The following is a 12,821-nucleotide window of genomic DNA, read 5'->3' on the forward strand; positions in this document are numbered from 1 at the left end:
CAATCAAGAGTTCTCGTCTTTGCCGACTGCAGCTCCGCTCGGTTTGCGCCCGAATGCGGTTGCCAGAACCAGCCCGCCCATGACCAGAACGATCCCCGTCATATGGTAGCTTTCGAAGCTTTCGCCGAGAAAGATCACAGCCATGACGATCGAGGTCGGCGGCATCAGATAGAGCGTCATTCCGGCTATGCCCGGACCGAAAACCTGCACGGCGTGCTGGAAGCAATAGAAGGCGGCCAGCGAGGCAAACAGGATGATTCCGGAAAGTTTGGCAAAGTCGAGCGGCGTATCCGGCAACAGCCCGCCGGTGAAGATTTCATGCAGGCAAGGCGGAACCAGGACGATCGCACCAGACAGGGCGAGCAGGCCAAACAGCGGCAGCGGCGGCATGGCCCTGACGGCCGGGTTGCGCAGCAGCAGCGAATAGAGCGCAAACGCGATGGCCGCAGCCAGGATCGCAAGATCGCCGATGTTGAAGCTCAGATTCAGCAGGGCGGCTAGGTCGCCCTTCAGCACAATCACCGCGACACCGGCAAAAGCGATCATCATGCCGGCAAACTCGATCAGGCTGATTCTTCGGCCCTGAAACAGCCATTGGAAGACAATGATGAACAGTGAAGACGTCGTGTAGATCAGCGTCGCGTTGGAGGCCGTCGTCAGCGTCAGGGCCCAGTAGACAACGCCGCCACAGATACCCATGCCCAGAATGCCGAGCGCCAGCCACAGCGCGGTGTGGTGGCGCAGAAACGCAAGGCAGATCTGGCGCTCGCGCCAGACAAACGGAAACATGATCAGCGCCGATCCGGCCCAGCGCAAGAAAGCGGTTGTGTAAGGCGCAATATCGCCGGTAATGCCGCGACCGAAGATCAGGTTCGACGAGAAGAAGACCGGCGCCAGCAGAAACAGCGTCCAGTCGATCAGGCGAGGCGGCGGCGATGTGGTGTGCGGCATGGGCCGTCTGTCTCTTGATATTGAGGTCGGCAACGCGGCAGCGCTCACCTAACGTAATTTATATGACGTTACGTAAGATAATTCAGCAATCGGCGAGTGGCGTCGTGGCAACAAAAAAAACGCCGGCGAACCAATCGCCGGCGTCTTCGGGTATCAACGGGTGGCCAATCAGGCCGAGTAGTACATGTCGAATTCGACCGGATGCGGCGTCATTTCGAAGCGCATCACTTCGTGCATCTTCAGTTCGATGAACGAATCGATCTGGTCGTCGTCGAACACGCCGCCGGCCGTCAGGTACTTGCGATCCTTGTCGAGGTTTTCCAGGGCTTCGCGCAAGGAGCCGCAGACGGTCGGGATCTTCTTCAGTTCCTTCGGCGGCAAGTCGTAGAGATCCTTGTCCATGGCCTTGCCCGGATGGATCTTGTTCTTGATGCCGTCGAGGCCGGCCATCAGCATCGCTGCGAAGGCCAGATACGGGTTTGCCATCGGATCCGGGAAGCGGACTTCGACGCGCTTGGCCTTCGGGTTGGAGCCGAAGGGAATGCGGCACGAAGCGGAGCGGTTGCGGGCCGAGTAGGCGAGCAGAACCGGAGCCTCATAACCCGGGACCAGGCGCTTGTAGGAATTGGTCGACGGGTTGGAGAAGGCGTTGATCGACTTGGCATGCTTGATGATGCCGCCGATGAAATACAGGCACGATTCCGACAGGCCGGCATATTCGTCGCCGGCAAAGGTCGGCTTGCCGTCCTTCCAGATCGACATATGCACATGCATGCCCGAGCCGTTGTCGCCGAAGATCGGCTTCGGCATGAAGGTCGCCGTCTTGCCATAGGCATTGGCGACCTGGTGCACGACATACTTGTAGATCTGCATCTTGTCGGCATTGCGCACCAGCGCGTCGAACTTGATACCGAGTTCGTGCTGGGCAGCAGCCACTTCGTGGTGATGCTTTTCAACGACCACACCCATTTCGCCGAGAACGGTCAGCATTTCGGAACGCATGTCCTGCAGGCTGTCGATCGGCGGAACCGGGAAATAGCCGCCCTTGACGCGCGGACGGTGACCGAGGTTGCCGGTCTCGTAATCGGTGTCGTCGTTCGATGGCAGTTCGCTGGAATCAAGCTTGAAACCTGTGTTGTAGGGATCAGCCTTGTACTTGACGTCGTCGAAGACGAAGAATTCGGCTTCCGGACCAACGAAGATAGTATCGCCGATACCCGATGCCTTGAGATAGGCTTCGGCCTTCTTGGCGGTGCCGCGCGGATCGCGGTTATAGGCTTCGCCCGAGACCGGGTCGAGAATGTCGCAGATGATGACCATGGTCGACTGAGCGAAGAACGGGTCCATATGGACCGTATCAGGGTCCGGCATGAGAACCATGTCGGATTCGTTGATCGCCTTCCAGCCGCCGATCGAAGAGCCGTCGAACATGACGCCATCGGCGAACATGTCTTCGTCAACGCAGATCACGTCCATCGTGACGTGCTGCAGCTTGCCCTTTGGGTCCGTGAAGCGCAGGTCGACAAACTTCACGTCATTGTCTTTGATCTGCTTGAGAATATCGCTTGCGGTCGTCATTTTATTGTTTTCCTCGCGTGAGATGACGATTTAAGCCCGACCTCCCTAGGTGCCGGGCCGTAGTTAGATGGCGTCGACGCCGGTCTCGCCTGTGCGGATACGAACGACCTCTTCGATGTTCGACACGAAGATTTTTCCGTCCCCGATCCGGCCGGTCTGCGCGGCATTGCGGATCGCGTCGATAACGGCTTCCACGTTTTCGTCCGCCAGAACCACCTCGACCTTCACCTTAGGCAGGAAGTCCACCACATATTCGGCGCCGCGATAGAGCTCTGTATGGCCCTTTTGGCGTCCGAAGCCCTTGGCTTCGGTGACAGTGATGCCCTGCAGACCGACTTCCTGAAGGGCTTCCTTCACTTCGTCGAGCTTGAACGGCTTTATGATCGCTTCGATCTTTTTCATGAGAAAATTTCTCTCCGCTTCCCTCATTGCGGCAGGATTAGTCCCGCCCGCCAGGTAGAATGCACGGAACGTGCCAGTCTTCGCCAGAATTTCGCAGATTTTGCTGCTTCCTCCACCCGGCGGAGCAAATCTCCCGCAATTTCACCGGAAAAGCCAGCCCAATTCGTCCCCAATCTGGATTTTGTCTCGATTTTTTCTTTTTTGGCTTTTTCGCTAACATGCCGACGCTATTGCGGAATTTTAAGTTTCTGTGATCATGAAGTATGCAATTGCTTATTTTGTGGGCTTTTGTTTCTGCCTATTTTTGTACCGCTAGGTTTGCGCTGAAAATTCTGCTTTAACGTTATGCATGACAGTGCAACCTGCAGAAATCCTTCTGAGCCCCTCGGCCATGGCCCGCGTCGACGCGGCAGCGGCATCGTGCATGGAAAGCTATGGGCTGATGCGACGTGCCGGCGAGGCGGTCGCGGCTTGCGCTTTGCGTCTCTTCCCGGCCGCTTTGCGCTTCGTCGTCTTGTGTGGTCCCGGCAATAATGGCGGCGATGGTTATGTCGCAGCAGCCGCACTTGTGCGTGCCGGTGCGTCCACCACGGTCCACCATCTCGGTGATCCTTCAGCCCTCAAGGGGGATGCAGCAAGAGCCTATTCCGCGGCATCATTGCCATCGCAGCCCTTGTCGTCCTATGCGCCGGATCCGGGCGACGTGATCATCGACGCCGTATTTGGTGCCGGCCTTGCCCGTGATGTGCCGCAGGACATGGCCGAACTGGTGGCGCGGCTAACCGAGGCAAGGCTTCCGGTGCTGGCGGTCGATCTACCGTCCGGCGTTGACGGCATGACCGGCCTTGTCCGTGGTGCCGCTTTGCAGGCCACTGCGACTGTGACCTTCATGACCCGAAAGCCCGGTCACCTGCTTTTGCCTGGCCGCCTGCTGTGCGGCGCAATCGAGGTGTTTGACATCGGTATTCCGAGGCGTCTGGTCGATGCCGAGGCCGAGCGGCTCTTTGTCAATGGCCCATCGCTCTGGCAAAACCACCAGGTGGCACCGGCCGCCGGTGACCACAAATACCGCCGCGGCCATCTCACAGTGTTTTCCGGTGGCGCAACGGCGACTGGCGCGGCGCGTCTGTCGGCCGTGGCAGCGCTGAAGGCCGGGGCAGGGCTCGTCACCGTGGCATCGCCAGCCGGCGCACTGCCTGCCAACGCCGCGCATCTGACGGCGATCATGCTGCAGGAAATCAACGGCAAAGCCGATCTTGAAAGCTATTTGAAAGATCCGCGCCGAACGACATTTGTGCTCGGCCCGGGGTTCGGCGACTTTGCCGCAGCCCGAACCTACGCCCTTTCTCTCGGTGCCTATGGGCGAGCGGTCGTCCTGGATGCCGATGGCATAACGGCGTTCCGCAACGATGTGAAGACGCTCCGCACCGCCTTTTCGGATGGCGGGACGCGCCTCGTCGTCACCCCGCATGAGGGGGAGTTTGTCCGGCTGTTTCCCGAGGTTTCGGCAATGCCGGCCGGCAAGGTCGAGAAGGCCCGCACAGCTGCCAGCGAGTTGGGCGGGATCGTGGTCTACAAGGGGGCCGATACGGTGATCGCTGCCCCGGATGGCCGCGCCGCGATCAACGAGACCGCACCGCCGCAACTGGCAACGGCCGGTTCCGGCGACGTGCTGGCCGGCATCATTGCTGCGCTGATGGGGCAAGGCCTGCCCGCTTTCGAAGCGGCCAGCGCCGGCGTGTACCTGCACGGCGAGGCAGCGTTTCACGCCGGGTCAGGGATGACGGCGGAAGACTTGGCCGCCTCTGTCCGGCCGCTAACGTAGGCTTGGTGTAAACCCGGACAAGCTGCATACCGGTTTTACGCAAAAGAGGTCGCGGCCGGCACACCCGTCCAACGGAATGCCTTCAGAGCAGCCGGCTGCCGCGCAACAGGCCTTCTCCCTCCAGCAGCGGATAGCCGATCGAGACGAACAGCGAATTGATCTCTTTCAGATCCCGCATCGTGTCGATGTGCAGCGAACTGGATTCGAAGCTCGCGGCATTGCCCTGACGCAGGCGCTGCAGATGCTGCTCCTCGCTGGCCTTGACCAGTTGCCGAACGACCTCCTTGCGCGCCACGAGCTGGCGGGCATATTCGACATTGCGGTTGACCAGCAGGTTGAATGCCAGATGGGCGTTCTGCACCACTTCGTGATGCATGGCACACAGCTCCGCCCAGCCCTCGGCCGAAAACGCCGCATTGCGCTCGTGTTTCTTGCGCGCCCGGGTCAGCATGTTCTGCGAAATGATGTCGGCCGCCTGCTCGATCTTGATCGTCGCGCCAAGCAGGCTCTGACATTGCTCGGCCGATTGTTCGTCCAGCGCCGTTTGCGAAATGCGGGCCAGATAGAATTTGATGTCGCGATGGATCGTGTCGATCTGGTCGTCGAGTGCCTCGATCCGCTGGGTCTTTTTTATGTCCCAATGTTCGTAAAGCTCGAAAATGCTGTTCAGCATGATCTCCGTCTTGTCGCAGACGGTCAGCACTTCGCGCGTGGCATTGCTGATCGCCTGTTGCGGATGCAGTAGATCGGCCGAATTCAGGGCGGACAGTCGGTCGTCATTGGCCGGTTGTCCGGCGGTCGGCTCCAGAAACCGTTCTAGCAGCCTGGCGACGACTGCCGCAAAGGGCAGGCCGAGCACCAGAACCGCGCCATTCATTGCCAGATGCGCCATGACAACGGCGTCGCCGGGATGAACGGCAAGCTGCCCGGGTGCGATCTGGAAGATGAACTGCAGCGCTAGCGCCAGAAGTGTCATCAGGCCGCGAATGACGACATTGCCGAGTGGCACGACACGCGCGTTGGCCTCTGCGTTCTTGGTCAGCAGCGCCGCGATCACGGCCGCGCCAAAATTGATCCCTAGCACCAGCGGGATGATCAACGCGTCCGGCAGCAGATGTTTGTCGGCCAGTGACGCGACAAGCAGCACCGCGGCGACGCTGGAGTGGAATGACCACGCCAGCAATGCGGCGAGCAGGAAGGCGCTGATCCAGTCGCTCGCCAGGTAATTGAACAGAACCGGCAGGATCTGGCTGCTGCGCAGCGGATCCGACGCCTGGCCGATCAGTTTCAGCGACAGTAGCAGCAGGCCGAGACCAAACAGGATCCGACCGAGCTGGCGCCAGTGGCGCTCTTCCGAGGCGCGAAAGGCGATCGTGCCAAGCAGCAAGAGAATCGGCACCAGCAGCGACAGGTCATAGCGCAGGATGCGCACGACAAACGCCGAACCGAAATCCGCACCCAGCAAGGTGGCGATGCCGATCGCCGCGGTGACATAGCCGGCAGCGGTGAACGAGGCGATGATCAGGGCGACGGCGGTCGCGCTCTGCAATGCCACAGCAAACAGGAATCCGGCAAAGGCCGCCGAAAACCGGTTACCGACCGCCAGCCGCAGCTTGTCCTTCAACACGCCGCCATAGGCCCGCTCGATGCCGGTCCGCACCATGCGTGTCGCCCAGAGCAGCAACGCGACCGCGCCTGCCAGATTGATGAAGACTGCTATGCCTGACATGGAAACGCCCCGAGACCGGATAAGAGCCATGAGGGCTGGTCCGCACATCCCCATGTTCACACACTGTCGACCATTTCCTGACGGATGACGGCGACTCTGCGACCGAGCCTAGTCCAGATTCGCCAATGTCACAATTTGCAGATGAATACGAGTATTCTAGCTCTCGGCGACCAGGGATTGCATCTTGCGTGCCGCGGTGGGTGCATTCACCTTGCCGCCGGTGATGAAGAAGGCAAACACCTCGCGTGGCTCCGCCTTTATCTTGTGCTGTGGCGCAATCTTTTGCAGATCCCCCGGCATGCCGCCGGCCGCATAGATCTTCAATCGCTCAGCCCAGGCGTCAAGCTCTTCGGGCGGATAGCAAGTGGCAATGTCATCGCTGCCCTTCTGCAGCCGCGCATAGACGAAGCCCGTCGTCGGATCGGCAAACATCGGATAATCGTGATGGTCGGCGCAAACGGCCGCGACATTGTATTTTGTCAGAAGATCGATGAATTCCGGCACCTGGAAAGAGCCGTGCCGCGGCTCGACCACATGGCGCAGCGGCAATCCGTCCAATGTCTTCGGCAGAAGGGCGAGAAAGGCCTCGAAGTCGTCGGGCTCGAACTTCTTCGTGCCCATGAACTGCCAGAGGATCGGCCCGAGATGCGGGCCGAGTTCCGCTATCCCCTGATTGAGAAACTTGCCGACCGATTCGCCGGCCTCGGCCAACACCTTGCGATTGGTGCAGAACCGGCTCGCCTTCAAGGAAAATACGAACCCGTCCGGCACTTCGGACGCCCATTTGGCAAATGTCGCCGGCTTCTGACTGGAATAATAGGTCCCGTTCACTTCGATCGCCGTCAGTTCGCGGCTGGCAAATTCCAGTTGCTTCTTCTTGACAAGTTTCTCCGGATAGAACGTGCCCTCCCAGGGATCGAAGGTCCAGCCGCCGATACCGGTGCGGATTGTGCCGGATTGGGTCATCAAATGCCTCCCATTGAAGTTAGCTAAGCAATTAGCTAATTTAAAGATGTTGCCATGGAGCGAGCGATGACGGTTGTCACCATTCACAAGGCCAAGACGGAACTTTCAAAACTCCTTGCCCGCGTTGAGGCCGGAGAGGAAATTGTCATTGCACGCGGTGATGAACCGGTTGCGAAACTCGTGCCCCTGACAGCGGCCGATAGGAAAAATCCGCCACGCAAGGCCGGCGCACTGGCACATTTGCGCGGCAAGATCCCCTCTGGCCTGTTTCTTGAGCCGATGTCGGATGACGAACTGGCCGCCTGGGAAGGCAAATATTCGTTCCCCGGCGACAACGGCCAATGAAATATCTGCTCGACACACACGCACTGGTCTGGTGGCTGATGGATGATCCTCGTCTCAGCGCTGCGGCACGCGCGGCTCTTACCAACGGCGACAATGAGGTCGCCGCCAGTGCAGTCTCCGCTTTCGAAATCGCAACCAAGCATCGCCTTGGCAAGTGGCCGGAAGTGGGCACGCTCTGCGCCGATTTCGTCACATATGTCATGGCCGAACGTTTCGTCCTGCTACCGGTTGAACCATCCCACGCTCTCCTTGCCGGCCAACTGACCGGAGATCATAAAGATCCCTTCGATCGCCTGCTCGCCGCACAGTCGAAACTTGAAAGCCTCACGCTTGTCACCGCCGACAAGGCATTCAACGTATTCGACGTCGAGTGCCTCTGGTAAGCGCCGCTTTCACTCCGCCGCCTGCACCTTTTTCATCGGCCGCCGCTCCAGCAGTTCCTTGAGGAACTGGCCGGTATAGGACTTTTCGACCTTCACTACCTCTTCCGGCGTGCCCTGGGCGACGATCTCGCCGCCGCCGTCGCCACCTTCGGGGCCGAAGTCGATGATGTAGTCGGCCGTCTTTATCACCTCGAGATTGTGCTCGATGACCACGACGGAATTGCCCTGATCGACCAGCTCCTGCAGCATTTCCAGAAGCTTGGCGACATCGTGGAAATGCAGGCCGGTGGTCGGCTCGTCGAGGATGTAGAGGGTGCGGCCGGTCGATTTCTTCGACAGTTCCTTGGCCAGCTTGACGCGCTGTGCCTCGCCGCCTGACAGCGTATTGGCCTGCTGGCCGACCTTGATATAGCCAAGCCCGACATCAAACAGCGCCTGCAGCTTGTCGCGCACCGCCGGCACCGCCTGGAAGAACTCGACGCCTTCCTCGACCGTCATGTCGAGCACGTCGGCGATCGACTTCGTCTTGAAATGCACGTCGAGCGTTTCGCGATTGTAGCGTTTGCCGTGGCAGACGTCGCAGGTGACATAGACGTCCGGCAGGAAGTGCATCTCGATCTTGATCACGCCATCGCCCTGGCAGGCCTCGCAGCGGCCGCCCTTGACGTTGAACGAGAAACGACCCGGCTGATAGCCGCGCGCCTTTGCCTCCGGAAGACCGGCAAACCAGTCGCGGATCGGCGTGAACGCGCCGGTATAGGTCGCCGGGTTCGAGCGCGGCGTGCGGCCGATCGGTGACTGGTCGATGTCGATCACCTTGTCGATGAATTCGAAACCGTCGATCCGCTCATGTTCGGCCGGGTTTTCGCGCGCGCCCATGACGCGACGCGCGGCCGCCTTATACAGGGTCTCGATCAGGAAGGTCGACTTGCCGCCGCCCGACACGCCGGTGACGGCGGTAAAGACGCCGAGTGGGATCGCCGCCGTGACATTCTTCAGGTTGTTGCCCTTGGCACCAACCACCTTGATCTGCTGGCCCTTTTTCGGCTTGCGGCGCTGTTCGGGCACCTTTACCCCGAGTTCGCCTGTCAGGTATTTTCCGGTCAGCGATTTGGGGCTCGCCATGATGTCCTTCGGCGAACCTTTCGCGATGACCTGGCCGCCGTGGATGCCGGCGGCAGGACCGATGTCGACGACATAGTCGGCCGTCAGGATGGCGTCCTCGTCATGTTCGACGACGATAACCGTATTGCCGATGTCGCGCAGATGCTTCAGCGTTTCGAGCAGACGCGCATTGTCGCGCTGGTGCAGGCCGATCGACGGCTCGTCGAGCACATAGAGCACGCCCGTCAGACCTGAACCGATCTGCGATGCCAGCCGGATACGCTGGCTTTCGCCGCCCGACAGCGTGCCGGAATTGCGCGACAGGCTGAGATAGTCGAGCCCGACATCGTTGAGGAAGCGCAGCCGCTCGCGGATCTCCTTCAGGATACGCACCGCGATCTCGTTCTGCTTATCGGTCAGCTTACCCGGCAGCACTTCGAACCAGGCGCCGGCATTGCGGATCGCCATGTCGGTCACCTGGCCGATATGCAGCCCGTTGATCTTGACAGCCAATGCCTCCGGCTTCAGCCGAAAGCCTTTGCAGGCCGGGCAGGGGGCCGCCGACATATACCGCTCGATCTCTTCGCGCGCCCAGGCGCTGTCGGTTTCCTTCCAGCGCCGTTCGAGGTTCGGCACGATGCCTTCAAAGGTTTTGGTCGTCGTGTACGAACGGGCACCATCGGCATAGTGGAAGTCGATCTTGTCTTCCGTGCCATGCAGGATCGCCCTCTGCGCCGCCTCCGGCAGGTCCGCCCATTTGGCGGTCAGCTTGAAACCGAAGGCCTTGCCGAGCGCTTCCAGAGTCTGGTTGTAATAGGGCGAGGCCGACTTGGCCCAAGGCGCGATCGCGCCGTCGTTCAGCTTGCGCTGCGTCTCGGGAATGATCAGCGCCTCGTCGATCTTCTGCTGGCTGCCCAGGCCGTCACAGGTCGGGCAGGCGCCGAACGGGTTGTTGAACGAAAACAGCCGTGGCTCGATTTCCGGAATGGTGAAGCCTGAGACCGGGCAGGCGAACTTTTCCGAAAACAGCACGCGTTCATGCGTCTCGTTCAGCGACTTGTTCGCCGAACCGCCCGCGGACGTCTCTTCCGGCGGCAGCGGCTTGTCGGCAAATTCGGCAACCGCCAACCCGTCCGCAAGCCTGAGGCAGGTCTCCAGGCTGTCGGCCAGGCGGCTGGCAATGTCCGGACGGACGACGACGCGGTCGACGACCACGTCGATGTCATGCTTGTATTTCTTGTCCAGCGTCGGCGCGTCGGCGATCTCGTAGAACTGCCCGTCGATCTTGACGCGCTGGAAGCCCTTCTTCATCAGTTCGGCGAGTTCCTTCTTATACTCGCCCTTTCGTCCGCGGATCATCGGCGCCAGGATGAACAGACGCGTGCCTTCCTCATAGGCCAGCACCCGGTCGACCATCTGGCTGACCGTCTGGCTTTCGATCGGCAGGCCGGTCGCCGGCGAATAGGGCACGCCGACGCGGGCAAACAGCAGGCGCATATAGTCATAGATCTCGGTCACCGTGCCGACCGTCGAGCGCGGATTGCGCGAGGTCGTCTTCTGCTCGATCGAGATCGCCGGTGACAGGCCTTCGATCTGGTCGACATCCGGCTTCTGCATCATCTCGAGGAACTGGCGGGCATAGGCCGACAGGCTCTCGACATAACGCCGCTGCCCTTCCGCATAGATCGTGTCGAAGGCGAGTGACGACTTGCCGGAGCCCGACAGACCGGTCATCACGATCAGGCTGTTGCGCGGCAGGTCGAGGTCGATGCCCTTGAGATTGTGCTCGCGGGCGCCGCGGATGGAGATGGTCTTCAGTTCGGACATGGCAAATGGCTCGGATCGGACAGTGGACAGGAGATCCCGGGAGGAGGACTGTCCTTATGTAGTCTAACGACGGCGCGTGTCGAGCACTTGCCGTCATCGCGGGATGACAATTCGATTCTGTTGACAGCATCCTAGCGAAAGAATAGAACAAATAAAGAACATTTTTCCTTGTGGATGACGGTTCCTCCACGCCCCATCGTCCCCGCAGAATGGGATATGGTGGCATTTGATTGGATTTTGAACGCCGCGGCGGCGCGGCAGTAAGGTGAGTGTCATGGCTGGTAGCGTCAACAAGGTCATTCTGATCGGCAATCTCGGTGCCGATCCCGAAATCCGCCGGACCCAGGACGGCCGGCCGATTGCCAACCTGAGAATTGCCACATCGGAAACCTGGCGCGACAAGAACAGCGGCGAGCGCAAGGAAAAGACCGAATGGCACACGGTCGTCATCTTCAACGAGGGCCTGTGCAAGGTTGCCGAGCAGTATCTGAAGAAGGGTTCGACAGTTTACATCGAGGGCGCGTTGCAGACCCGCAAATGGCAGGACCAGAGCGGCCAGGATCGTTATTCGACCGAAGTTGTCTTGCAGGGCTTCAACTCGACTTTGACCATGATCGGTGGTCGCGGCGACAGCGCCGGCGGCGGTGCATCGCGCGGTGGCGACTTTGGCGGTTCAGGCGGTGGTTATGACGACTACGGTTCGGCGCCTTCGGCACCGCGTGGCGGCGGCTCGGCCGGTCGTGGCTCCAGTGCCCCGTCGGGCGGCTTTTCGCGCGATCTGGATGACGACATTCCGTTCTGAGAAGCGGTGTCGTCAGGACGGACCCATGGGTCGGCGGATGCATCGTCCTATCCGGCGATGTCGACTTGTAGATCGTAATCATCAACAATGATTGGCATGCTTATTGCTTTCAAAGTCCTTGTTTTCAAATGAGGATTTTCCATGAGATTGATTGGTTCTATCGTGACGGCGCTCGGACTTTTGAGCGCCGCTACTCCTGGGGCAACGGCTGCCCCGCGGCTCGACGACAAGCCGCGCATTGCGGTCATGTCGGCCTTCGAGCCGGAATGGCTGGTACTACTGAAGGTGCTGCAAGACCCGCAGGAGCATGTCGTCAATGGCCGGCGCTTCGTCACCGGTTCGCTGGCTGGCAAGGATGTCGTGCTGTTCTTGAGCGGCGTCAGCATGGTCAATGCCGCCATGACCACCCAGCAGGCAATTGACTATTTCGACATCACGACGATCGTTTTCTCCGGTATTGCCGGCGGTGTCGACCCCAAGCTGTCGATCGGCGATGTCGTCGTCAGCGGCCAATGGGGACAATATCTCGAGGCTATCTTTGCCCGGGAGACGCAAAAGGGGACGTTCGCCATTCCGCCGTTCCTGGATACGCAGTTTCCGAATTTCGGCATGATCCACCCCAATGAGAGCGAAGTGGTGCGCGAAGGCTCTACTGAACCGGAAGATCGATTCTGGTTCCCGGTCGACGGCAAACTGCTGGAGACGGCGCGTCAGGTGGCCGGGAGCGTGACTCTGGAAAAATGCGCCGGCGCCGACAAATGCCTCTCCCACCAGCCGAAGGTTGTCGTTGGCGGCAATGGCGTGTCGGGATCGGCCTTTGTCGACAATGCCGCTTTCCGCGAGTTCACCTTCCAAACCTTCGAGGCGCAGGTGCTGGATATGGAAAGTGCCGCCACGGCCCATGTCGCC

The 12,821-nt window shown here is 60.1% G+C and carries 11 protein-coding genes; 5 read left to right on the forward strand and 6 right to left on the reverse strand.

Annotated features, from left to right (window positions below):
• Window positions 1-3: 3 nt before the first annotated feature.
• The 3 genes from PDO_RS09735 to PDO_RS09745 all read right to left on the reverse strand — a co-directional run bounded on the left by PDO_RS09735 (window position 4) and on the right by PDO_RS09745 (window position 2,931).
• Window positions 4-951, reverse strand: coding sequence for a DMT family transporter (locus PDO_RS09735; protein WP_007601050.1), 948 nt, complete (start codon window positions 949-951; stop codon window positions 4-6).
• Between the two features lie 168 nt (window positions 952-1,119).
• Window positions 1,120-2,529 carry a type I glutamate--ammonia ligase gene (gene glnA, locus PDO_RS09740; protein WP_007601052.1) on the reverse strand — a complete coding sequence of 470 codons (1,410 nt, stop codon included), beginning with the start codon at window positions 2,527-2,529 and terminating at the stop codon, window positions 1,120-1,122.
• A gap of 63 nt (window positions 2,530-2,592) precedes the next feature.
• Window positions 2,593-2,931, reverse strand: a complete 339-nt coding sequence (locus PDO_RS09745; protein WP_007601055.1) for a P-II family nitrogen regulator — start codon at window positions 2,929-2,931, stop codon at window positions 2,593-2,595.
• A gap of 349 nt (window positions 2,932-3,280) precedes the next feature.
• Between PDO_RS09745 and PDO_RS09750 the strand changes: the two genes are divergently transcribed.
• Window positions 3,281-4,756: a bifunctional ADP-dependent NAD(P)H-hydrate dehydratase/NAD(P)H-hydrate epimerase gene (locus PDO_RS09750; RefSeq protein WP_037073251.1), complete on the forward strand. Its 1,476-nt coding sequence runs from the start codon at window positions 3,281-3,283 to the stop codon at window positions 4,754-4,756.
• A gap of 82 nt (window positions 4,757-4,838) precedes the next feature.
• Here the strand turns inward: PDO_RS09750 and PDO_RS09755 are convergent, their stop codons facing one another.
• Window positions 4,839-6,485, reverse strand: coding sequence for a Na/Pi cotransporter family protein (locus tag PDO_RS09755; protein WP_037073252.1), 1,647 nt, complete (start codon window positions 6,483-6,485; stop codon window positions 4,839-4,841).
• A gap of 156 nt (window positions 6,486-6,641) precedes the next feature.
• Window positions 6,642-7,451, reverse strand: coding sequence for a DUF72 domain-containing protein (locus PDO_RS09760; RefSeq protein ID WP_007601061.1), 810 nt, complete (start codon window positions 7,449-7,451; stop codon window positions 6,642-6,644).
• Between the two features lie 66 nt (window positions 7,452-7,517).
• Between PDO_RS09760 and PDO_RS09765 the strand changes: the two genes are divergently transcribed.
• Window positions 7,518-7,796, forward strand: a complete 279-nt coding sequence (locus PDO_RS09765; RefSeq protein ID WP_007601062.1) for a type II toxin-antitoxin system Phd/YefM family antitoxin — start codon at window positions 7,518-7,520, stop codon at window positions 7,794-7,796.
• Window positions 7,793-8,179 (forward strand): type II toxin-antitoxin system VapC family toxin, encoded by a 387-nt coding sequence (locus PDO_RS09770; RefSeq protein ID WP_007601063.1) that lies wholly within the window; start codon window positions 7,793-7,795, stop codon window positions 8,177-8,179. Before PDO_RS09765 ends, PDO_RS09770 begins: the two co-directional genes overlap by 4 nt.
• 9 nt (window positions 8,180-8,188) lie before the next feature.
• Here the strand turns inward: PDO_RS09770 and uvrA are convergent, their stop codons facing one another.
• Window positions 8,189-11,110 (reverse strand): excinuclease ABC subunit UvrA, encoded by a 2,922-nt coding sequence (gene uvrA, locus PDO_RS09775; protein ID WP_007601064.1) that lies wholly within the window; start codon window positions 11,108-11,110, stop codon window positions 8,189-8,191.
• Between the two features lie 274 nt (window positions 11,111-11,384).
• On the opposite strand from uvrA, the gene PDO_RS09780 reads away from it, so the two are divergent.
• Together PDO_RS09780 and PDO_RS09785 are read left to right on the forward strand one after the other, a co-directional pair.
• Window positions 11,385-11,912 carry a single-stranded DNA-binding protein gene (locus tag PDO_RS09780; protein WP_007601065.1) on the forward strand — a complete coding sequence of 176 codons (528 nt, stop codon included), beginning with the start codon at window positions 11,385-11,387 and terminating at the stop codon, window positions 11,910-11,912.
• A 141-nt stretch (window positions 11,913-12,053) separates the two neighbouring features.
• Window positions 12,054-12,821 (forward strand): 5'-methylthioadenosine/S-adenosylhomocysteine nucleosidase (locus tag PDO_RS09785; RefSeq protein WP_007601067.1); only part of this gene is annotated, 768 nt, incomplete at its 3' end.

It is taken from the genome of Rhizobium sp. PDO1-076 (assembly GCF_000247475.1).
Lineage (GTDB): Bacteria > Pseudomonadota > Alphaproteobacteria > Rhizobiales > Rhizobiaceae > Allorhizobium.

Bases quoted from the DNA above. Each gene is read 5' to 3' on its own strand.
- glnA (WP_007601052.1), bottom strand. From the start codon at position 2,529: ATGACGACCGCAAGCGATATTCTCAAGCAGATCAAAGACAATGACGTG.
- PDO_RS09780 (WP_007601065.1), top strand. From the start codon at position 11,385: ATGGCTGGTAGCGTCAACAAGGTCATTCTGATCGGCAATCTCGGTGCC.
- PDO_RS09755 (WP_037073252.1), bottom strand. From the start codon at position 6,485: ATGTCAGGCATAGCAGTCTTCATCAATCTGGCAGGCGCGGTCGCGTTG.
- PDO_RS09765 (WP_007601062.1), top strand. From the start codon at position 7,518: ATGACGGTTGTCACCATTCACAAGGCCAAGACGGAACTTTCAAAACTC.
- PDO_RS09760 (WP_007601061.1), bottom strand. From the start codon at position 7,451: ATGACCCAATCCGGCACAATCCGCACCGGTATCGGCGGCTGGACCTTC.
- PDO_RS09735 (WP_007601050.1), bottom strand. From the start codon at position 951: ATGCCGCACACCACATCGCCGCCGCCTCGCCTGATCGACTGGACGCTG.
- PDO_RS09750 (WP_037073251.1), top strand. From the start codon at position 3,281: ATGACAGTGCAACCTGCAGAAATCCTTCTGAGCCCCTCGGCCATGGCC.
- PDO_RS09770 (WP_007601063.1), top strand. From the start codon at position 7,793: ATGAAATATCTGCTCGACACACACGCACTGGTCTGGTGGCTGATGGAT.
- uvrA (WP_007601064.1), bottom strand. From the start codon at position 11,110: ATGTCCGAACTGAAGACCATCTCCATCCGCGGCGCCCGCGAGCACAAT.
- PDO_RS09745 (WP_007601055.1), bottom strand. From the start codon at position 2,931: ATGAAAAAGATCGAAGCGATCATAAAGCCGTTCAAGCTCGACGAAGTG.